General features: G+C 57.8%; 23 protein-coding genes and 1 pseudogene. 16 read left to right on the top strand and 8 right to left on the bottom strand.

Going from position 1 to position 21797, the window contains the following annotated elements:
• Nucleotides 1-179: 179 nt before the first annotated feature.
• The 4 genes from J2744_RS14495 to J2744_RS14480 all read right to left on the bottom strand — a co-directional run bounded on the left by J2744_RS14495 (nt 180) and on the right by J2744_RS14480 (nt 5457).
• The gene (locus J2744_RS14495) at nt 180-551 is read right to left on the bottom strand and encodes a DUF411 domain-containing protein (RefSeq protein WP_239638655.1); all 372 of its coding nucleotides are present in this window, start codon (nt 549-551) and stop codon (nt 180-182) included.
• A gap of 374 nt (nt 552-925) precedes the next feature.
• Entirely contained in the window at nt 926-1927 is a 1002-nt protein-coding gene (locus tag J2744_RS14490; RefSeq protein WP_004048647.1) for a DUF63 family protein, read from the bottom strand.
• Nucleotides 1928-2165: 238 nt separating this feature from the next.
• Nucleotides 2166-4772, bottom strand: a complete 2607-nt coding sequence (locus J2744_RS14485) for a heavy metal translocating P-type ATPase (RefSeq protein ID WP_004048645.1) — start codon at nt 4770-4772, stop codon at nt 2166-2168.
• A gap of 94 nt (nt 4773-4866) precedes the next feature.
• Nucleotides 4867-5457 carry an AsnC family transcriptional regulator gene (locus J2744_RS14480; RefSeq protein ID WP_080505591.1) on the bottom strand — a complete coding sequence of 197 codons (591 nt, stop codon included), beginning with the start codon at nt 5455-5457 and terminating at the stop codon, nt 4867-4869.
• A gap of 134 nt (nt 5458-5591) precedes the next feature.
• Between J2744_RS14480 and J2744_RS14475 the strand changes: the two genes are divergently transcribed.
• Nucleotides 5592-5789: a heavy-metal-associated domain-containing protein gene (locus J2744_RS14475; protein WP_080505595.1), complete on the top strand. Its 198-nt coding sequence runs from the start codon at nt 5592-5594 to the stop codon at nt 5787-5789.
• A gap of 54 nt (nt 5790-5843) precedes the next feature.
• Here J2744_RS14475 and J2744_RS14470 read toward each other — a convergent pair whose 3' ends face one another.
• Nucleotides 5844-6359, bottom strand: a complete 516-nt coding sequence (locus J2744_RS14470; protein ID WP_160163143.1) for a S16 family serine protease — start codon at nt 6357-6359, stop codon at nt 5844-5846.
• Nucleotides 6360-6758: 399 nt separating this feature from the next.
• Between J2744_RS14470 and J2744_RS14465 the strand changes: the two genes are divergently transcribed.
• Complete coding sequence (locus J2744_RS14465; RefSeq protein WP_123624173.1) at nt 6759-7292, top strand: hypothetical protein; 534 nt, start codon at nt 6759-6761, stop codon at nt 7290-7292.
• Nucleotides 7293-7348: 56 nt separating this feature from the next.
• Here J2744_RS14465 and J2744_RS15605 read toward each other — a convergent pair whose 3' ends face one another.
• Nucleotides 7349-7984: a cupredoxin domain-containing protein gene (locus J2744_RS15605; protein WP_004048641.1), complete on the bottom strand. Its 636-nt coding sequence runs from the start codon at nt 7982-7984 to the stop codon at nt 7349-7351.
• A 164-nt stretch (nt 7985-8148) separates the two neighbouring features.
• Here J2744_RS15605 and J2744_RS14455 point away from each other — a divergent pair, with 164 nt between their 5' ends.
• The 6 genes from J2744_RS14455 to J2744_RS14435 all read left to right on the top strand — a co-directional run bounded on the left by J2744_RS14455 (nt 8149) and on the right by J2744_RS14435 (nt 14700).
• Entirely contained in the window at nt 8149-8499 is a 351-nt protein-coding gene (locus tag J2744_RS14455) for an ArsR/SmtB family transcription factor (RefSeq protein WP_004048640.1), read from the top strand.
• Between the two features lie 2 nt (nt 8500-8501).
• Nucleotides 8502-8795 (top strand): DUF7521 family protein, encoded by a 294-nt coding sequence (locus J2744_RS14450; RefSeq protein ID WP_049909250.1) that lies wholly within the window; start codon nt 8502-8504, stop codon nt 8793-8795.
• 3 nt (nt 8796-8798) lie between these two features.
• Complete coding sequence (locus tag J2744_RS15670) at nt 8799-9074, top strand: DUF7521 family protein (RefSeq protein ID WP_049909249.1); 276 nt, start codon at nt 8799-8801, stop codon at nt 9072-9074.
• Between the two features lie 96 nt (nt 9075-9170).
• A complete protein-coding gene (gene acnA / locus J2744_RS14445; protein ID WP_004048637.1) occupies nt 9171-11951 on the top strand; it encodes an aconitate hydratase AcnA in 2781 nt (926 codons plus the stop codon).
• Nucleotides 11952-12070: 119 nt separating this feature from the next.
• Entirely contained in the window at nt 12071-12466 is a 396-nt protein-coding gene (locus tag J2744_RS14440) for a hypothetical protein (RefSeq protein ID WP_080505588.1), read from the top strand.
• Between the two features lie 218 nt (nt 12467-12684).
• A complete protein-coding gene (locus tag J2744_RS14435; RefSeq protein WP_210113944.1) occupies nt 12685-14700 on the top strand; it encodes a copper-translocating P-type ATPase in 2016 nt (671 codons plus the stop codon).
• 321 nt (nt 14701-15021) lie between these two features.
• On the opposite strand, the gene J2744_RS14430 is transcribed toward J2744_RS14435, so the two are convergent.
• Together J2744_RS14430 and J2744_RS14425 are read right to left on the bottom strand one after the other, a co-directional pair.
• The gene (locus J2744_RS14430; RefSeq protein ID WP_210113940.1) at nt 15022-15909 is read right to left on the bottom strand and encodes a hypothetical protein; all 888 of its coding nucleotides are present in this window, start codon (nt 15907-15909) and stop codon (nt 15022-15024) included.
• A 53-nt stretch (nt 15910-15962) separates the two neighbouring features.
• On the bottom strand, nt 15963-16259 hold the full coding sequence (locus tag J2744_RS14425; RefSeq protein WP_210113939.1) for a PadR family transcriptional regulator: 297 nt from the start codon (nt 16257-16259) through the stop codon (nt 15963-15965).
• 136 nt (nt 16260-16395) lie between these two features.
• Between J2744_RS14425 and J2744_RS14420 the strand changes: the two genes are divergently transcribed.
• The 8 genes and pseudogenes from J2744_RS14420 to J2744_RS14385 all read left to right on the top strand — a co-directional run.
• On the top strand, nt 16396-16563 hold the full coding sequence (locus J2744_RS14420) for a DNA-binding protein (RefSeq protein WP_004048632.1): 168 nt from the start codon (nt 16396-16398) through the stop codon (nt 16561-16563).
• A gap of 71 nt (nt 16564-16634) precedes the next feature.
• Complete coding sequence (locus J2744_RS14415) at nt 16635-17195, top strand: TATA-box-binding protein (RefSeq protein WP_049987858.1); 561 nt, start codon at nt 16635-16637, stop codon at nt 17193-17195.
• A gap of 85 nt (nt 17196-17280) precedes the next feature.
• The gene (gene xseA / locus J2744_RS14410) at nt 17281-18324 is read left to right on the top strand and encodes an exodeoxyribonuclease VII large subunit (protein WP_210113938.1); all 1044 of its coding nucleotides are present in this window, start codon (nt 17281-17283) and stop codon (nt 18322-18324) included.
• 2 nt (nt 18325-18326) lie between these two features.
• Entirely contained in the window at nt 18327-18509 is a 183-nt protein-coding gene (gene xseB, locus J2744_RS14405) for an exodeoxyribonuclease VII small subunit (protein WP_049987856.1), read from the top strand.
• 202 nt (nt 18510-18711) lie between these two features.
• A complete protein-coding gene (locus tag J2744_RS14400) occupies nt 18712-18960 on the top strand; it encodes a hypothetical protein (RefSeq protein WP_049987855.1) in 249 nt (82 codons plus the stop codon).
• Nucleotides 18961-18966: 6 nt separating this feature from the next.
• Nucleotides 18967-19389: a hypothetical protein gene (locus J2744_RS14395; protein ID WP_049987854.1), complete on the top strand. Its 423-nt coding sequence runs from the start codon at nt 18967-18969 to the stop codon at nt 19387-19389.
• 28 nt (nt 19390-19417) lie between these two features.
• Nucleotides 19418-21154 (top strand): hypothetical protein, encoded by a 1737-nt coding sequence (locus J2744_RS14390; RefSeq protein ID WP_210113937.1) that lies wholly within the window; start codon nt 19418-19420, stop codon nt 21152-21154.
• A gap of 2 nt (nt 21155-21156) precedes the next feature.
• Nucleotides 21157-21702 (top strand): annotated as a pseudogene (locus tag J2744_RS14385) (hypothetical protein); the annotation flags it as partial.
• Nucleotides 21703-21797 lie beyond the last annotated feature (95 nt).

Genomic DNA, 21797 nt, shown 5'->3' with positions numbered 1-21797 from the left:
TCACAGTTTACACGGGAAAGCTTCTGAATTGGATCACCAACAAGCCAGAACGCGATACAAACCCGCTTCAAGACAGCTGTTGAAGTTTCGCGTTGAAAAAGATGAGACGCGCGAAGGTGTATCCGAACCCATAGAGAAGCCGTCTGAACATCAGTTGCAGATCTACTGTATCTCTGAATCTATACCTCAGTGTACTCAGCTCCGGCTTTATCGCCGTCAATAGCGTATATGCTTAACGAGCCATCTTTCTCTCCACCCATCCCCGGTGTCCCAGATGGCATACCAGGGAGTGCAACTCCATCTATCGGTGGGTTTTCATCGAGAAGCCGGGCGATTACTTCGACCGGGACGTGTCCTTCTACGACGTAATCTGTGAGGACGAGTGTGTGACAGCTCTGGAGGTCTTCGGGGATCCCATATTCCTGCTTTACTGCTTGGATATCATCCGGTACGGTCTCTGAGAGGTCACCAGTGATATTCTCACGAAGATATGATGCATACTGCTCGCAACAGCTACATCCTGGTGAGTTAAATTGTTGTGCTGATGCCACTGCTACTGGGTCATCAATATCCCATGAGTTCGTGCTTGAGCCACCTAGACAGCCTGTAAGACCTAGTATTCCGATTGTACCACTATGTTGAAGCACCCGACGACGATTCCACGGTTGCGGCATTATTAGACGATACAACAGTAGTTCCCATACGCTTTACCCCTGTTACTAATAACCCGGAATGTGATCACAGTCGCCTTCGGTAGGATTGTCTATTCTAGGACACGCCGGTCCCACACTCCACTCTGTTTTCTTTCGAAACGGGAGTGATCCAGCAAGGCTACGCGCGGTGAACGCCTCAATCCACCATCCCAGATACCGTTCGGCCGGTTTCGATTCTTAACAGAAAGCGCGGTACATCGCCGAGGCCGTTGTTAGGCCCCCAGTAGCATCCGAAGTGACCCGCGAACGCCCATCGGGAGCCCGATCGCTCCGATGAAGAACGTCATAAGCCACCACCATGTGTGGTTCATCTCCTCTTTCGCATCAGCGAGATACCACACGATGCCGACAGTCACGACGAGTTTCAGCACGAACGTCGATCCGGCAAATCCAGTCGCCTGGTATACGAGATTCGTGACGACCAGCTTGGGGGAGTAGCCGAGAAACGTCACACCGATGAGGTTCTGTGCAGCGTCCCACAGCTGGCCAAAGACGGCCAGCAGAATCAGCGGGTGTCGAAGGTGTGTGACATTGACGAAACTCGCTCCCCAGTAGTAGAGCGCGGTCGCCCCGAGAGCAATCCCCGTCGTTGCGACAGGAACCCACAGACGGAGCGGGGTCGACGTCGAGAGGCCGTACCAAAGCACCCACCCGACAGCACCGACAGCCCACACCGACCCGATAAGCCCGACCGTTGACGGAATGGAACCGGTATTCCGATCACGCGCAAGTGCGCCGATGCCGAGCGCGAGGACGGTGACAGCGGTAACGACAAAGTAGATTGACGGCGTGATGAACCACACCGCGTAGTCCCCGAGTAGGCCGATGTCCTCGAGGGCGCGCATCGCTCCGCCGGCGATAATGATCGGGGCGAACCCGTAGGCCAGTCGTGCGTCAAACGTGACGTCGAGTTGATCGAGATACACTCGTAGTCCGGGGAGGCTGTACACGACCGCCGCGAGGTAGGTTACGGTGTTCACCGCGTTGTAGCCCCGAACAGCACGAATCCCCTCATGCATGACTGGCTCACTGGCAGCGTCAGCGACGACTGGTCCCCAGAGGTACTGCCAAATGAACTGGTCGAAGACGAGGCCCGGGAACGCAAGGATTCCCGCACCGATGAGGACGGGCGGAGCAAGTAGGTACAGCGCCCACCACTCGCGTGAGCCTGTTTCCGGAAGGGCGGTTTCGACGCGTCGCGTGACAGTACTCACGACTCGTTCACCTCCAAGCGCCACGTCGTGCTCTTAGAGCGCCCCCACTGTTCGAGTGAGACGAGTGAGAGGTCGTCCTGAAGTTGGCTGAGGTATTGCGCGACAGCCCTCGGAGAGCCGTCAAGATCACCGGCGATCTCGTGAGCCCGGAGGTACGTCGGTTCGCTACTGGCTGTCTCGACGAGGTACCTCCGAACCGTTTGGCGGGAAATATTCGACATTGAGATAGAGGCGACGGTTAGCGAAGGAACCCGAAGAGCTTGTAGTCGTGATCGGGGGTGTACCGCCGGAACAACAGGCTGTTCGTCAGCACCGACACCGACGAGAACGCCATTGCTGCTGCAGCGAGCACCGGCTGGAGCAGCCCGAGCGACGCGAGGGGAATCATCGCGGTATTGTATCCGAGCGCCCACACGAGGTTCTGCTTGATCTTCTGGAGTGTCGCGTCCGAGATTCGGATCGCCTTCACCACGTCGAGCGGGTCGTCGCGCATCAGCGTAAGGTCTGCAGCCTCGATGGCCACGTCCGTGCCGGAGCCGATGGCTGTCCCCACGTGCGCGACCGCGAGCGCGGGGGCGTCGTTGACGCCGTCTCCGACCATCATCGCCTGACGGCCCTCGTCTTGAATACTGTCGACCGCGTTAGACTTGTCTTCGGGAAGGACCCCTGCTCGGACATTCTCCGGGTCGATACCCACCTGTTTGGCGACCGCACGAGCAGTTCGCTCGTTGTCGCCCGTAATCATCATTACGTCGACGCCCCGCTCTTGGAGGGCTGTAACGGCCTGCTTGGAGCTCTCTTTGATTGTGTCGGCGTCAGCCACTACACCAACCAGTTTGCCCTCGGAAGCGACAAGCATCGCCGTCTTCCCCTCGTTTTCGAGGCGTTCCATCGTCTCCTCGGCGGGTGACGGGTCGATGTCGTTGTCTCGCAGCAACTTGCGGTTGCCGACCAGTACCTCGTTGTCACCAACAACCGCTTTGATCCCGTGACCAGGAACGTTCTCGAAGTCGTCGGGCTCAGTCACGTCCAGCCCGCGTTCTTCAGCCCCGTCGACGATTGCCCGCGCGAGCGGGTGTTCGCTTCCGCTTTCTGCTATCGCCGCCAGCCGCAGCACGTTGTCCTCGGAGAGGCGCTCACGAGTGCTGATCTGTCCACCATCTGGCGTCGGCTCGCCACCGTCAGTCACTGCATTTCCATCGCTATCGAAGACGACCACATCGGTCAATTCCATTTCACCCTCCGTGAGGGTGCCCGTCTTGTCGAAGACGACCGTGTCGACGTCTTTTGCGCGTTCGAGGATGTCACCGCCCTTGAACAGGACGCCGTTCTGGGCACCAATCGTCGTCCCGACCATCGTGGCTGCGGGCGTCGCCAGCCCCAGCGCACAGGGACAGGCGATGAGGATCGAGGACGCGAAGACAATAATCGCGAACTCGAAGACGGAAACGGTCCCACCGACCGGGGCCGGGCCGCCAGCGACCTGACCCCACAGCGGGAGCCAGTCGACGAAGCCAGCCAGTACCTCCGGGAACAGGAACCAAACAATGCCCCAGAGGAGAGCGTTCGCGATGACCGCAGGCACGAAGTACGCGGAGATACGGTCCGCGAGGTTCTGGATGTCGGGCTGGCGCGACTGCGCCTCCTTGACAGTCTGAACGATCTGTTGAAGAGCCGTATCTTCTCCGACCTTTGTCGCCTCCACGACAAGGACGCCGTTCTCGTTAATCGTCGAGCCGACGACCTCATCGCCCTCTTCCTTCTCTACAGGGACGGATTCACCAGTGACCATCGACTCGTCGACGGCGGACTGACCGTCGACAACGACGCCGTCTGTGGGAACCTTTTCACCCGGACGGATTTTCATCCGGTCACCCGTTGTGACTTCTTCGAGCGGAACTTCTTCTTCACTGCCGTCCTCGCGGATAATGGTCGCCGTCTCGGCTTCCATTTCGAGGAGCTTCCGGAGGGCCTCGCCCGCTTGCCCCTTCGACCGAGCTTCGAGGTAGTTACCGAGCGTAATGAACACGAGGATGAGCGCTGCCGTGTCGAAGTAGAGCCCACCTGCAATGAGTTCAGACAGGACTGCCACGGAGTAGAGATAGGCGGTTGTTGAACCGATTGCGATTAACACGTCCATATTGGCGCGGCCGTTTTTCACGATCGCCTTGTACGAGTTCTTATAGAACGGCCAGCCGAGGATCGCCTGCACCGGTGTGGCGAGGAGGAACTCGAGCCACCCGATTTCAACGCCGAAGACGGCATCAGGGACGATCGCGCCACCGAGCAGAAATTTGTCGATGAGGAAGAAGAGCAACGGAGCCGACAACACTGCCCCAAAGAGGGTCAGTCTGAGTTGCTTTTGGGTCTCAGCCTGTCGTGCGGCATCTCGTGCGTCTTGGCCCGACTCGTCGTCATCACCATCTTCGCGGACGGGCGAGTAGCCAGCGTCCTCAATAGCATCATACAGCGTATTGAGAGACACCTCTGCCGGATTGTAGGTGACCTGCGCTTCGTCAGTCGCGTAGTTGACTTCGGCGGTGACGACACCCGGTGTATTCTCGAGAGCAGTTTTGTTGGTCTCGGCGCAATTGGCACACGTCATATCGGAGATGGCAATAGACACCGTCTCCGAGACTATGCCGTAGCCCGCCTCATCGATCGCTTCATAGATTTCCTGGAGTGATACCTCATCGGGATCGTAGGTCACGGATCCCTCGTCGGTGGCGAAGTTCGCATCCGCCTTCGATACCCCGTCAAGGGATTCAAGGGTGTCCTGGATCGTTCCTGAACAGTTGGCACAGGACATCCCCGTAATATCGAGATGGGTTGTTCGGCTTGTCATGCTCATCTTACTATACGGGGTCTATGTTTAGGCGGTTTACTGTTTCGAGAAGGTGGTTATTGACACCAAGAAAATTTGGAATCCAAAGAGCGTACTATACACCCTCTTCGAGCCGCTGATAGCGGTCTTCAAACCGTGCGAGACAAGATGGGCAACAGAAGTGATAGATCTCGCCATCGATGCGCGTCGTCTCACCTTCATTGTCGACGGTATTGTTACATTCAGTGCAGGTGAGAGCAAATTCGACGCCGTCGATCGAAGGCGTCCATTCAGCTTCGTCGATCAAGGTGACTGAATATCCAGACATCCCAAGCCCATCAAACAGACTGTCTACCCACTGACGGACGTTCTGTGCCTCAACGCGGGCATAGAACCAGAGATCGCCTTCTGAGGTCGTGAAGACGTGTTCGATGCCGTCCGATTCCCGGACTCGCGTACGGGCCTCCTCGAGTGATTCCGGTTCGATTTCTGTTTGAATGAATACTGGAACACCGGCCCGAAGGTGCGCCCGGTTTACATCGATCGTGAAATTGTTGATAATATCTGCTTCCTGTAATCGTTGGACTCGATCGGAAACAGCTGGCCCGGACAAATCAACTTCTTCGCCGATGGCGCTAAATGGACGACGGGCGTTTTCGGCTAGTAACGAGAGAATCTCCAGATCTGTTTCGTCTAGGTTGCGCATACAATAGCGTCGCACCGCAGGATACATTATTGTTTCTCAAAATAAACCTTTGAGAGTGCGATTTTGAACTCAGAATGACTTTGGATTCTAAGCAGAAAAGCACATAGAATAGGGGGCCCTAATTATGTATGGATATGAGTCAGACCATCTCGGTCGAAGGAATGACCTGTGAACACTGTGAGCAAACTGTAGAGGAAGCACTCAAAGAAGTCGACGGAGTCACATCGGCGACTGCGGATCGGGACTCGGAATCCGCGACAGTCGAAGGAACAGCTGAATCAGATGACCTCGTGACTGTGGTCGAAGACGCCGGGTACGACGCCTCTACGTAAGCTATCACGTCACGACAGAAGGCGAGCGACGCCCCATCGTAGCGTATCTCGCCTTCACTGCTCCGAACGTTGAGTTTGTGCCAAGTGGCTAAGTGCGTCTGAGATCGATTCAACGGGTGTCACGCGTAATCCCTCGATAGTTACATCTGAATCGGTATCGCTGGGAACAATCAATTCGGTCGCTCCGAACGCCCGGGCACTCCGGGCCTTTGCTTTGATTCCGCCAACCGGGAGCAGCTTGCCATCGTCGGCAACGATTCCAGTGATGAGGGTTTCAGACGACAGCGACTGCTGGCGAAGACTGGCAATAAAAGCAACCGTAAGGCCGGCTTCCCAGCTTTTTCCACGGAGTGTAAGAGTGCCCGTCTCAGGTGAGACGAATGATACGTGCGTAGCCGTATCTCCAAGTGAACGACCAGTAAGACGGGTAGCAGTTTGTCTCGCCTCATCCAGTGCACGCTGGAGGTCGTGGCGGATCTCGATACCGTTCAGATTGACAAACAGCTCACCGTTGCCATCAGAAAACTCGAAATTGGTCGCGATAATGAGACCCGAGTTAGCTGCATCCACTGCCGGAAGATGGAACTGTGTGTCCGGGAGAGAGGCCGCCCCGCCTGCCAGTGTCGCTAGTGACTGGAAATCGGTATCTGACCGCGTGAGAGCGACTGCTCCACCGGCACCGCCTATCGATCCGAGACCCAGTCCGGCAAGAAATTCTCTCCGCGAAAGGAGGTCTCGCTCGATGCGAGAGACGATGTCGTCACTTGAGTCAGACGTGGATGCGGACGTTGTCTCTCGTTCGGTAGGTGGCATACTCTGGGAGTGTTTCGTGGGTAGTGATGGTACTATGTTACTTGGTAACGATTGTGAATCTATAAGAATGGTGTCGGTCAGAAATTCGGCGCAAAAACGAGTATTCCCGTGTTAGATTCCACACGACTATCTTGACGCATCCCCAATTAGTCAGCCGTGTCCACCAGGTACCGCTCTCTCTTCGCACTTGTGGCGATCAGTGCTGTAGTGACAGGTGTCGGTGTCTGGATCGCGTATCAGGTTGAGCTTGTACTCCTACCGGCTACGACCTCTCGCACCGGAATACTTCTTGTCGGTTTTATCGAGGAAACGTTCGTCCGACTGCTTCCGTTGATCGTAGTCTTCTATTTCTGGAGCTACTGGCGAAGCCAACTACTCTCGAAAACGGAGGGGATCTTGGCGACCGCCGCATCCGGGATCACTGTTGGGGGGCTGGAACTAATCTTCAAACTCGAATACTTGTCCCGGCTTGAAGCCACCGCCAGATTCGATGCGATGGTTGTCCCGATACTACTCGTGTATCTTCCATTCGCATTGGTAGCCGGTCGGTTCGTGTATGCCCTCGGTGAGCGTATTCACGGATCCGACACGATTGGCCTGCCATCACTGCCTCGAAGAACTCTTCTCTTCCTTTTGGGAGGGTATCTTACCCTCGCAATAGCACACGCTATGTATAACCTACTGGTATGACTCCTTAAACCGCGTCCGGCAGCGATAGAAAAGATGCCGGGAGCGTTCGTCAGCAATTAGTGGTCATCGCCAAGTGCACTCGAAACCATTCCGTTCAGTTCGGTGAGCTTCTCTCGGACAGTATCTGGTTTCTCCTCGGGTGGCTCTTCGAGCGCGATCTGTTCATGTGGATCTGGGTCGCCGACGATGACGCTCCCGAGCATACCGACCGTCTCGTGGGGCGTACAGTAGTAGTGGTAGACGCCCTCGGTCTCGAAAGTGTGCTCGAACGTCGCTCCTTCCTCCGAGCGGAGACCACTATCCCATGCTGCAGCACCATCGGGAACGAGCTGGGGTTGGTCGTTGTCTGGATGGTAGGCCGTCGCGGAGTGACTGCCGCTCTCGTTAGTCCACGTTACCGTCCCACCGACATTGACGCGGACGACGTGCGGTTCGAAGTGATATCCTCCGTCTTCGGTGACCATCGCCACCTCAGCTGTATCGCTCGGTTCCTCGACGGCTTCATCGTGACCTTCCTCGTCGTCATGCCCCGATTCTCCTTCGCTACTGTTCTCTCCTTCGTCATGCCCCGACCCGCCTCCGTCTTCGGTAGATCCCGCAGTGCTTTCGGCCCCACTATCACTGCCGTCTGATTCCGATCCAGTACATCCTGCGAGTCCAATAACCGCTGTACCACCAGTTAACTGGAGCACTCGCCGCCGGGTGAGTCCTGAATTGGTTGTCATAGCGTAGGTCACCTCACAGGTGAGAATACGAGGGGTGGGAAAATAGACGGGTGAGCTGTTTTGCGTGCGACGCAAAACTGGTCGTTACATACGTTTCGGCAGGGCATTAACTTGTATTGCGAGGAACAGCTGTGTCCACGGACCATCGCGCTGACGAGCTATTAGACCTCCTCGGGGAGGAACGGGTTCGTCAGATTCTGGCCGCGACGAGCCGGGACCCCCTCTCAGCGAAGGAACTGAGCGAGGAATGCGACGTTGCCCTCTCAACGATTTACCGCCGGGTCGAAGATATGGTCGCTAATGATCTGCTCGTCGAACAAACACAGATTGAGACTGACGGGAGCCATCATAGCGTGTACGAAGCAAACGTTGACCACGTCGATGTCGACATCGAAGATGGAACGATCGACATCAAGATGGACGTTCGTGAGGACGCCGCGCAGCGGTTCTCGCGTATCTGGGGCGACATCCGAGACACCTAACCATGCACACCGCACTCGTCATTGCAAAGCTCATCGCAGTCGGACTAGGGCTGTCGATAACGTATCAAGCGTATCGTGGATACAGGGTCTACGGTAGCGAACCAATGCTGTACGTCGCTATCGGATTCCTATTCATCAGCGTCGGGTCCGTAATCGAAGGCATTCTCTTCGACGTGGTTGGGTTGTCCATCTTCGTTGCTGGGACCATCCAGACTACACTTGTCGCGGCAGGTATGCTCATTATCCTTTATTCGCTACACGGACAAATGTCCCAGCCAACACAGGGGGGGCGATGAATCGTGACTACTGGATGGGAAGTCACGCTAATTGGAGTCCGTGTCTTTCTCCTCTTCTTGGGTATGGCGACGACAGCGATCAGCTTTCGCGCGTATCGTCAGGAACGGACTCGATACCTACGTGACGCAACGATCGGCTTCGGGTTCATGACGCTCGGTGTCCTCATAGAAGGTTTTCTCTACCAGCTCACAGCATTAACGCTCACGCAGGTGCATGTTGCCGAATCCGCTGCGTTGGCGTGTGGGTTTGCCGTCCTCCTCTGGTCTTTCATTCGGTGAGTTCTGAAACGCCGTCACAGTATTCAGGATCCCGATTCCCATCGGAATGAATTCGGAGGGAGATTAATATCGCTCCCGAGCACATATTCAGATACTATGACTGACACACTCCCGTTCGATGCCGTCCGCGAACTTGACGTCGACGGGACGACGTACAAGATGGCTGACCTTCGAGCACTCGAAGAACATGGACTCTGTGAACTCGACACGCTCCCGGTGAGTATCCGTATCCTCCTCGAATCGGTGCTCCGAAACGTCGACGGCGAAACCATCACCGCGTCAGACGTCAGAAATGCTGCTGGCTGGGAGCCGGACGTTCCGGACGCAGAGGTGCCGTTCTCTCCGTCACGGGTGGTCCTACAGGACCTTACCGGCGTGCCCGCAGTGGTCGACCTAGCAGCCCTCCGCTCCGAAGTCGATCGCAAAGACCGCGACCCCACTCTGGTCCAACCGGAGATCCCTATTGATCTCGTGATCGACCACAGCGTCCAAGTCGACTACTTCGACTCCGAGGACGCCTACGAGAAGAACGTCGAACTGGAGTACGAGCGCAACGCCGAGCGGTATCGCGCGATCAAGTGGGCGCAAAACGCCTTCGAGGACTTCAACGTCGTCCCGCCGGGAACCGGGATCGTTCATCAGGTAAATCTCGAACATCTCGGCCGTGTCGTTCACGCCCGCGAACAAGATGACGAGAACTGGCTTCTGCCGGACACACTCGTCGGCACGGACAGCCACACCCCGATGATCGGCGGTATCGGTGTCGTCGGCTGGGGCGTCGGGGGTATCGAAGCGGAAGCAGCGATGCTCGGCCAACCGATTACGATGAAACTCCCCGAGGTGGTCGGCGTTCGTCTCGAAGGCGAGTTACCCGAAGGCGCGACGGCAACGGATCTCGTGCTTCACATCACCGAACAACTCCGCGAGGTCGGCGTCGTCGACCGGTTCGTCGAATTCTTCGGGCCCGGTGTACAGAACCTTACTGTCCCGGACCGGGCAACGATCGCTAATATGGCACCCGAACAGGGGTCGACGATCAGTATGTTCCCGGTCGACGATCAGACGCTCGAGTATCTCGAACTCACCGGGCGCGACCCTGAACACATCGACCTCGTCCGCGAGTACCTCGAATCCCAAGGCCTGTTCGGGAAACAGGAACCGGAGTACACCGAGGTCGTCGAGTTCGATCTCTCAACTGTCGAACCGAGTCTGGCCGGACACAAGCGACCACAGGACCGAATCCCGATGGGGGACGTAAAACAGAGCTTCCGAGGACTTCTCCACGGGGAGTTCAAGCACGACCTCAACGATGTCGATGAAGAGGCCTTGCAGCGGTGGCTCGGTGAGGGGGGTGTAGCCGACGCAGAGACTGATGGCGGCGCTCAAGTCGAGGCCGAGTCCGAACTGCACCCGTTAACCAAACGCGTTGAGGTCGACCTCGACGGTGAAACGGTCGAAATCGGTCACGGTGATGTCCTGGTTAGTGCCATCACGAGCTGTACGAACACCTCAAACCCGTCGGTGATGATCGCCGCTGGTCTGCTCGCCCAGAACGCCGTCGAAAAAGGCCTGGACGTCCCGCCGTACGTCAAGACGAGCCTCGCACCGGGCAGCCGCGTCGTCACGCAGTATCTCGAAGAATCAGGGCTGCTTCCGTATCTCGAAGAGCTCGGGTATGCCGTCGTTGGCTACGGTTGTACCACCTGTATCGGTAACGCCGGACCACTTCCGGACTCCATCGAGCAGGCGATCGACGACCACGACCTCTGGACGACGAGTGTCCTCTCGGGGAACCGCAATTTCGAGGCGCGTATTCACCCGAAAGTCCGAGCGAACTACCTCGCGAGCCCACCGCTTGTGGTCGCCTACGGGCTCGCAGGGCGGATGGACATCGACCTCGAGAACGAGCCGCTGGGCACTGACGCTGAGGGTGACCCAGTCTATCTGGCGGACATCTGGCCGGACGCAGCCGACGTGCAGGCAGCAATCCACGAGAACGTCTCCCCGGAGATGTTCGAGGAGAAGTATGCCTCCGTGTACGAGGGTGACGAGCGGTGGGCTGCTCTCGACGCGCCAAGTGGTGACGTCTACGAGTGGGACGACGACTCGACGTACATCCGAGAGCCGCCGTTCTTCCAAGACTTTCCCCTCAAGAAACCCGGCGTCGCCGATATCGAGGACGCACGCTGCCTGCTGACGCTCGGCGATACCGTTACGACCGACCACATCAGCCCTGCTGGCCCATTCGGATCTGACCTCCCTGCCGGCCAGTGGCTGCTCAATCACGGCGTCGAGCCCCACGAGTTCAACACGTACGGCGCGCGCCGGGGCAACCACGAGGTGATGATGCGAGGGACGTTCGCCAACGTCCGCATCGAGAATGAGATGCTCGACAATATCGAGGGTGGCTATACGATCCACCACCCAACCGACGAGCAGACGACCGTGTTCGAAGCCAGCCAGCGCTACCGCGAGGAGGGCACCCCACTCATCGTGATGGCGGGCGAGGAGCTCGGAACCGGGTCGAGTCGTGACTGGGCAGCGAAAGGAACGGACCTACTCGGTGTCCGCGCAACCATCGGCGAGAGTTACGAGCGCATCTACCGCGACAACCTCGTCGGGATGGGTGTTCTCCCCTTACAGTTCGATGACGGCGACTCATGGGAATCTCTCGGACTGGACGGGTCGGAGGTCTTCACAATTCACGGTCTCGATGACGGTCTCGACGTGGTAGATGAATTGACAGTTATCGCCGAGCGCGAGGACGGTTCGACTGTCGAGTTCCCGGTCACGGCACAGGTCGGTACGCCGGCCGCCGTGACCTATATCGAACACGGCGGCATCCTCCACTACGTCCTTAGACAGCTACTCACGTAGTAACTCTGCATCTTCGTCTATTCTGTATAATTGGACTTCTGAATACTGCGTTCCGGCTCCGTTCTCGGACGTGTAGATTTGTGGAGAATATTAAATCCGAATAGGTCGTACCGTAGCGTATGATACGGATACTTATCGGCGTCCTCGGAGCTGTTACTACATTGTTCCCGGACAAGATAGTTGCGCTCTTTGAGAAACATGCGATCACTAATCCCAGTGAAGGCACCCTAAGGAAATGGGTAAACCCAGCTATACGATCAGAAGGAATTCTGATAGTCGTGATCTCCCTACTTGGTAGCCGATTGTATGCGTGGATGATGAATCTCACCGGGGCGTTCGGTGCAGCTGTCCTCATGTTTCCCGACCTGTATCGCAAGTTTGCTTCCACGGTCCTCTATGAGCGCCCAGATGCTATCGAATGGAACGAGCAATTCACGACAGGTGTACGAGTTATCGGCGCAGTATACGTTTTTCTGGGGGCAAAAACTTACAGAGACCGCCACAAGGAGACGTAGGATCATCCCCGACCACATCAGTCTCGCGAATGTTCGGTAGATGCCAGCCTGTTCAGAGGGCGTGTCAACTCACAGTAGCCCCCACGTTGAAGCATCCTCGGTTCAATTGCTCGGTAATGGACGATAAATCCCAAAGGGAGGCCGACGAAGCAGACCACGGCCCACACAGTCAGCATGATGGGCACGACGGACACGACGGACACGACGACCACGGTGGGATGCACGAAGGCCACGAGCAAATGTTCCGGCGGCGCTTCTTCGTCTCGACGCTCCTGTCGATTCCGGTCCTCCTGTACAGCGAAATGCTGCAGGAGTGGCTCGGGTTCTCCGTTCCCGCGTTCCCGGGTAGCGAGTGGATTAACCCCGCCTTCGCGGTCATCGTCTTCGCGTACGGTGGGGTGCCGTTCCTCCAGATGGCGGTCCCGGAGCTGAAAGACCGGTCGCCGGGAATGATGACGCTCATCTCGATGGCGATCACGGTCGCATTTGTCTACAGCCTCGCGAGCGTGGTCTTCCCGACACAGTCGGCGTTCTTCTGGGAGCTCGTGACGCTGATCGACATCATGCTGCTGGGCCACTGGATCGAAATGCGGTCCGTACGACGTGCCTCGAGCGCGGTCGACGAGCTGGCGAAGCTGATGCCCGATACCGCCGAGCGGATCAGCGACGACGGTGACACCGAGGAAGTCCCGGTGAGTGAACTCTCCGAGGGCGACCTCGTACTCGTTCGACCGGGCGCGAGTGTTCCTGCTGACGGCATCGTTGAAGAGGGTGATTCGGACGTCGAGGAGTCGATGATCACGGGCGAGTCGAAACCAGTTTCTAAGAAACCCGGGGATGAGGTCATCGGCGGGACGATCAACGGCGACGGCAGTCTCCGCATACGTGTCGGTGCAACGGGCGAGGAGACGACACTCGCAGGTATCATGCGACTCGTCGAGGAAGCCCAACAGAGCAAGTCCAAAACGCAGGTGCTGGCTGACAGAGCGGCTGGCTGGCTGTTCTACGTTGCCCTCGGGGCAGCAGTCGTGACAGCAATCGCGTGGACCATCGCGGTCTCGTTCAACGCGACTGTCATCGAGCGTGTCGTCACGGTACTCGTCATCGCCTGCCCGCACGCGCTCGGGCTTGCCATCCCGCTGGTTGTCGCCATCAATACGTCACTCGCGGCTCGCAACGGAATGCTCGTCCGCGACCGGATTGCGATGGAAGAGGCACGAAATCTGGACGCCATCATTTTCGACAAGACGGGGACGCTCACCGAAGGCGAACACGGCGTCGTCGATATGGCGACCGTCGACGGCGTCGACGAGGACGACGCACTCACGCTGGCGGCGGGTGTCGAGAGCGACTCCGAACACATGATCGCTCGAGCTATCCGCGAGGCCGCCAACGATCAGGACCTCACCGCGCCTGACGCGACCGACTTCGAGGCGATCAAAGGCCGGGGCGTCCGCGCGAACGTCGACGGAAATGAGGTGTACGTCGGTGGACCGAACCTGTTGACCCAGCTCGATAGCGAGATCCCCGACCATCTCCAGCGCTTCGCTGACGAGGCCGGACAGAACGCCCAGACAGTGGTGTATCTCGTTCGTGACGGAGAGCTAATCGCCGCCTTCGCGATGGCCGACGTGATCCGCGAGGAGAGTTTCCGCGTCGTCGACGCGCTCCACGATCTGGGTATCGAGGTGGCGATGCTGACAGGGGACTCCCAGGACGTCGCCAACGCCGTCGCCGACGAACTGGGCATCGACACGGTGTTCGCGGAAGTCCTCCCCGAAGACAAGGACGAGAAAGTCCAGGAACTCCAGGACCAGGGCAAGCTCGTGGGGATGGTCGGCGACGGTGTGAACGACGCGCCGGCGCTGACCCGGGCCGACGTCGGTATCGCGATCGGGAGCGGCACCGACGTCGCCGTCCAGTCGGCCGACGTCATCCTCGTCCAGAACAACCCGATGGACGTCGTTCGGCTCGTGAAACTCAGTAAGGCGAGCTACCGGAAGATGCAGGAGAACATCGTCTGGGCGGCCGGCTACAACGTGTTCGCGATTCCGCTCGCAGCGGGCGTCTTGGCACCGATCGGGATTCTGCTGTCGCCCGCTGTGGGTGCGCTCCTGATGTCGTTGAGTACAGTCATCGTTGCCATCAACGCTCAGCTGCTCCGCCGCGTGGACCTGTCCATCCCCGAGCTTCCAAGCGGGACACCAGCGACTGACGCACAACCTGCAGACTGAAACGCTCCCGATCGCTTCGGAGCTTCTTTCAATTGAGTTCGGTTGATGGACAGCAAATGGCGATACTGCGTGATTTCGGTGGGTATCGCTATGCAGTCACCGATTCCACAGTTTTCCCGAGGGATACGTAGTTTGGTATACACAGACGCTTCCTCTGATGGGCTACATTGTTGCACCAGCACTAGGTTTATACCGCTTGACGGACTTCTTTCTAACATGAGCCTCGAAGAGACGGTTGACTACCTCGCCGAGGAACTCGACCTCGAGCGAAGTGAACACGTTCGCGAGGTCGGACAGTCGGTCGCCGAGCTTCGCGACTGATCAGAACATTTCTCTGAAGTCCCGTTCGACCAGTCCGTTCTCCAGATACGTGAGGAACTCTTGTTTCGTTGGTCCTTGACGGTCAAGTAGATCGTCCCGTCCTGCTCGTTCGAGAACTGCCTGCGCGAAGTCCGTACAGTGAGATTCGTGCTGCCCAGCATACTCTGTGAGGGCTTCTCGCCAGTGCATATCCAGCTCGAACTCGGCTAATCGGATTTGGATCCCGTCTTTCCGTTCGACGACGTCGACGTCCAAGTCTTCGAGTTGCTTGAAACGGAGGTTGTTCCGGCGGACAGTAATGAGCCGTTTGGAATCGACGATATAGGGATCGACCCACTCTCGCCAGGAATCGTCGTCGACGTGCGTTCGTGGCATCTCAAAATCCGGGTCCACACTCTCAATACAGAACTGCAGCATCGCAATGCCAGTTCGATGGTTCGCATTCGGGAGGGAATGTCGGAGGATCAAATTCGACATCACCTCTCCAGCGACGGTCGGAAGCGGTGCTCCCCAGGAGACGTGATCGAGTGCCTGCTGGATCTTTTGCGGTTCGAACTCCTTGTAGAGCCGGAACTCATCCTCATCTCGAACATCGACCGCGGCTTCGAGCAACTCCACTAATCGGAATGCGACAACCTGCCCAGCACGGGGGAGGTCACGAATACGGTCGCTCAGCCATTCCTGATCGAAGTCGACCTCTCGGGCTGATTCGATCTCTGAATCGCCTTCGTAGAGCACATAGACCGGTGTTTCAAAGGGGTACCCGATGAGCTTTGTCGACTCGTCGGATTGCTCTCGCTGAGACAGGATTTCTGCCACCGATGCCGAGCTATATTTGAGTGAGAAATTCTCGGCCTGGGGGTGGTGATAGAAGACGAGCCGAGCCATCTTACTGTGGATTCGTGGGAAGTGGGTAAAGCAGTCCCGTTTTTATAATGACTCTACGACGGAGTGGGTGCGTTCACATCTTCTAAATACTGACTTTCCCACTCACGTCGCGCCTCGATTTCCCGCAATCCGCGTTGCGTGACCGTGTACACGTTCGTCCGCTTGTCGAGTTCACCCTTCTCCAGCAGTCCTTTGTTGACGAGATCGTCGAGATTCGGATAGAGGCGGCCATGATTGATCTCATGCTCGTAATAGTCGTCGAGTTCGTCCTTGATTGCGAGCCCATGTGGTTCCTCGAGCCCGGTGGTTACGTACAAGATATCCCGCTGGAACCCAGTTAGATCGTGCATCTGCCTGTTCTCTATTTTTGAGGGGTGGCATATGTTCTCTCTGGTACTCAGATGCCAATATTCGATACGACGAGGCGAGAACCCTGCGTGAGAACTTCGAACCTTTATATGGTGGACAAGAGAAGTCCGCGATGGAATGTCTGACCTAATCGTCAAAGCAGCCGTGAAGGACGCGCTCTCGGACCACAACGTCTCGGCAGATTTCTACGACGCCCTCAACGAAGAGGTCGCCGAACTGCTCGACGACGCCGCCGAGCGTGCCGAGGCCAACGACCGGAAGACGGTCCAGCCCCGCGACCTCTAATTCGGAAGGTACCACACCGACGCTCGAAGTCACTCCCCGTTTTAAGGGGGTTGTGACTGGAAGGTACTCCTATGAGTGTCACAGCCGAATCAATTCAAGTCGAGAATGTGGTCGCGTCGTCCGATATCGGTCAAGAACTCGATCTGGAAACGCTTTCTGAGGATTTAGGAGCCACCGACTACGATCCCGATAACTTCCCTGGACTCGTATATCGGATGCACGATCCTAAAGCCGCAGCGCTCATTTTCCGCTCGGGGAAAGTCGTCTGTACGGGTGCAAAAAGCGTCGACGATGTGACGACTGCGTTGGAATACGTCTTCGACGAGCTCCGTGAATTGGGTGTCGATGTCGCTACCTCTCCAGATATCGAAATCCAGAATATTGTCTCAAGTGGGGACCTCGACCACACACTCAATTTGAATGCGATTGCGATCGGCCTCGGTCTCGAACACATCGAATACGAACCAGAGCAGTTCCCGGGGCTCGTCTACCGGCTTGACGACCCGGACGTCGTCGCACTCCTCTTCGGGAGTGGAAAGCTCGTCATCACGGGCGGAAAACAGCTTGACGATGCTGAACAAGCGCTTACAGTGATCGAAAACCGGCTCACTGACCTCGGGTTACTGGAGTAATTCAACGACACAGAACAGTTGGCAGGGTACACTGGCACTGGTGAGTACATTTTTGAATCTGCTCTCCCCGTGTTAAGTTAGTGCGATGGCTGATGCCGAACGGGAGGTAGATGATGTCCTGTCCGGGAATGTTCTTTCAGTCCAAGAGCTGAACGACCGAATTGCATCGGTCGTCCAGGACACGCCTGCCCTCAACGGCGTCCGCTGTATTGGCGAGGTCACGGATCTCCATCAGAACAGTACCGCCCTCTATTTCACCCTGACTGACGGCGACGCCGAGCTCCCCTGTATGATCTGGGCGAACCGTTACCGGGAGATGAATGTCGGCCTCGAGGACGGGACCGAGGTCATCCTCGAAGGCGATATCGACTACTGGACAGAGGGCGGGAAAATCGACCTCAAGCCGTGGGAGGTGATCGTCGTCGGCGACGGCGATCAAGCAGCTGCCGTCGAGCGACTACGAAGCGAACTCGAAGAGCGTGGCTGGTTCGACGACGAGCAGAAACAGCGCCCGCCGGCGTTCCCAGAGCGGGTTGGGGTCGTAACCTCCCTCCGTGGCGATGCCCGTTATGACATCCAGAACGCGATCCACGAACAGGACCCTACCGTCGACATCCTGGTGAAGGACGCCACCGTCCAAGGGTCGGAGTCGCCCACATCCATCGCGAACGGCATCCACCATCTGGACCGCTCCGAGGACGTCGACGCGATTATCGTCGGTCGCGGTGGCGGGAGCGATTCGAACCTCCAGGCGTTCAACACCGAGCGGGTCTCGGAAGCTATCTTCACCGCAAACACCCCGATCGTCACGGCGATCGGGCATACTGACGACCGGTTAATCGCCGATCAGGTCGCGGATGTGGCAACGATCACGCCGACGGCCGCCGGTGAGTATATCGTGAATTCCCGCGAGGAGTTCTTGGCGGGCGAAGTCAAGCCGCTGGCACAGCAACTCGACGCCGCGTACGAGACCTTCCAGCAAGAGCACGAACATGAACGGGAGCTTGCCGAAGCAGTCGACGAGGCGGCCGTACCCGAGGGCCTCCCGCCGGTCTATTACAAGGCCGCAATCGCTGTGCTGTTGTTGCTGTTGTTGGCTATCACTGGGCTTTGGTTGGGGGTGATCTGAGCGTGGCAAACGACCAAGAGATTCACGACCGGCTGACCCGTGTCGAAGAAATCATTGAGCAGCTCGATGCGGATGAGTGTGATCTCGATGAAGGGACAAGGCTCCACGAGGAGGGTCAGGAACGCTTGGCCGAGGTGCGAGAAATCCTTGACAACGGGCGTGGAGAGGTCGTGGAACTCGAGTAGAGGCCATCCTAACCTTAACCAACAGACAACGGAATCTAGCCCCATTGTTGGTTAACCGTACCCTTGCGAGGTGAACGAGCTATCCGGTTATAATTTACTTTAGATTTTTGCGCCAGTTGGTGGCCAGAAAGCATATACCGATCTTCTAGCTATCGCACCACCATGGACCGGGGCTCAACCGGTGCATACCCACCCCGCACATATGATCACACGGGCAGTCACCATCGAAGACATCGATGACCTGTACCTGACGTGGAACAGCCATATCAACGGGTCCGCCCTCTACCGCCGCGCCCTCCGAGATGAGATGGAGCTTCGCGACGTTGACCCTGACGAGCTTCGAGATCTCTTCGAACGGGCTCGCGAACAGGGCTACACGAAAGACGAGATCGTCGACGAGACCAACCGCTACGCTGATCTGAAAGCACTCGTCGACGACGCAGAGGAGTAACCCGCTATGTCACAGGACAATACGCCCTCCGAGACGGCTTCGAATCGCCCCGACAGCCAGTCCACGGCATCGAGTAGGCTTCCCAGGCAAGCTATGTTCATCGTCGTCGCCCTGAGCCTGTTCGCTGTGGGACCCGCCGCCGCACAGACGAATGCCGTCTGTAGTGCGGACAACCTTCCCGGCATGATCGAGGGTTTCTTCCAGCTTACCACGGCGCTAGGCATTGTCGGCCTCGCAGTCGTGTGGCAGGCTGACTCCCTTATCGAGATGTTCACGATCACGCCCGAGCAGAAGAAGGGCCTCAAGCGGCACAAACGGTCGGCGATGAAGTCCGCGGTCGTCCTCGTCGCCCTCGGCCCACTCTACACCGTCGCTGGGTCGATGATGAACCTCCCGCTGGCGCAGTGCGTCGACCTCGCCCCCTGGTAGGCGACTACCACCCCCGTCGCGAGCCCCCATGACACAACGAGAGCTCTCCGTGCTAATGGCCGCCCTGTTCGTGACGAGCCTAGTCACAGGTCTCGTCACTGCAAGCCCGCCACGGCCAGGCACGGAGGGGAATGGCCTCACAGAAAATGAATCAGCGACGCTGTGGTCTCGCGACGCGGACAACTACATCACCCAAGAGGAGTACCAGCAGCGCTACGGCGAGAGCCGGACCGCGATGCACCAGCTCGCAAACGGGACGGACATCACGTTCACGCGCCCGCCGGCGACAGCTGCAACGTGGACGCGAAACGACTTCGCTGATCTCGAAGCCGGTGGGTCGGATACGTCCGTGCATCCGCGCCACGCGTCGCTCGAAGATGGCGTGTTTATCGAGGACGCCCACGCCACGGTATTCGCAGTGCAGCCGTCGACGCGAGGTCACTTGGAGTCGGGTGATACGCCGCTCTATATCGCGCCGAACGGCACGATGCGGGGGCTCGTCGACTATCGCGTTCGCGTCCCGAACGGCAGCTCTTCGGGGAACACGACGATCGAGTGGTCGCTCGCGAGCAACGAGGTCGAGGAGGTTCGATTGCAGAAGGACGGCGAAACCATCGTCGAGCGTGACGGCTCGCACACGCCGGCCCTCGACTACCAGATCGAGGATGACTGGAGTGCAAACCTCACGCTTGAAGCCGAGATCAGCGTCCGGCTGAAGAAGACCACGCGAATCGACCGAGGCGACGAGACCGATGTCGAGGTCACGTACCGAACCGAATCGCTCAACGTCTCGGATTCGATCGCCGTCGAGATCTACGACCTCTCAGCGTACCCCTACTACGCCGAGTATCCCAATGGTGACGCCGGTGTGGCCATTTTCCAGTCTCGACCGTGGCAGGGGTACACGCTGACGGAGAATGGAAGCGCACGAGTGCGTGGCGTCTGGCGGTTCTACACCGCTCGGAACTCCAATTGGGATACCCTCGTCAGGTCGAACCGGACCGACAGCGCCACCGTCGAGTCTGACGCAATTCCCGTGTACGTCCATGCATATCCATCGCGGATCGGCCCGAGGGCTGAACCAGTTCGCGATGGCCCAGAGATCATCGACACCTGGGGCATTGACCGACCGTCTCCGGTCGGCACGCTCGGTGAGAACATCAACATCGACATCGTCAACCAGTCGTACACGACGACGTACGGTGTTGCGGTTCGCGCGGAGAACGTCGACCGCAACGCCCTCCAAGTAGCGGGGATCGTACGGGGCGTGAACGCCTCGATTGTGGCACCTGACGCTAGCTCAGAGCGGCAGCTCCGGCGCAGTAATCTGACTGTTGAGGTGCTCCAGCAGAACGAAAGCCAGGCCACACTCCGCATCGAGCTCCGGGATAACGAGACCGGCGCACCAATCGTGCTCAGCGATCCCGACCGACGATATCCAATCGGCGGGAACACTCGCAACGGGTACATCACCATCGCGGAGCAACGTGTTGAGACCAACGCCTCCGGGGTAGCGATTGTGACGATCGACAAGCCGGGTATCTACACGGCTCGGTACCATCCGGGTTCGTGGCTCGGGCACGACCCCGCATACGTGAGTGCGATGGCAACTGCTCGCTGGCACCCGCTTGGCACCATCGACGGTTGGTTCGCGTTCATTTTCGAGGTCGGCTGGCAGCTCATCCCGTTTGTTGTGATGTTCTACGCTGGCAAGCGACTTCTCCGAATGCTCGGTCCAGAAGACATCTTCCAACGGAACCCGTAGTCATGACTAGAAACCACCCACACATCAGTCGGCGAACCGCCCTCCGAACAGTCGCAGGTGCTGCCCTCATGAGCGTCGCTGGCTGTCTGAACGACAATGGCGGTTCTGGGACGCCTGGTGACGGAACGACCTCTCCAGATGGCAAAGGTCCACTCACGCGTATCACTATTGAGGGAACAGCACTCGTCGTCGAACTCTCCGAAGAGGCCGACGTCGACCAGGTCAACCTCATCCAACCGAACGGCGAGTTATTCGGGAAACGTGACGTAGCCGCGGGTGCTCAGCAGGTCTCGTTCGAGATCGGCACCGCGTATGCGCCCGGTGAGTACCGCGTACTCGCGTTGAAAGGCGAGGAGACAGTAGTTGAGACCACGACTGAACTCCGTCCAGAGATCCAGATACAGGATGTCGGACTCTATCGGAATAACCCAGATAAGCCGTGGGACGAAGTCTATGGTGAGAGCGAGACAGACCGGATCAAGAATGGCGAGGCATTCGTTACGGTAGAGAACACAGGAAGCGGTCCGGAAGCGATAACTGAACTAATCTCAGTACATCACAAAGCCGGTTAGTTGAGACGTCTGCTTGCTGAAGGTGTGTCTAATACCAAGCAAGCAGACGGTGAAATCCACGAGGACCAGCT

The organism is Halorubrum trapanicum (genome assembly GCF_017873555.1).
GTDB classification, from domain to species: domain Archaea; phylum Halobacteriota; class Halobacteria; order Halobacteriales; family Haloferacaceae; genus Halorubrum; species Halorubrum trapanicum.
Note: the sequence above shows the minus strand (reverse complement) of the source record. Positions and strands in the feature narration are given on the sequence as shown.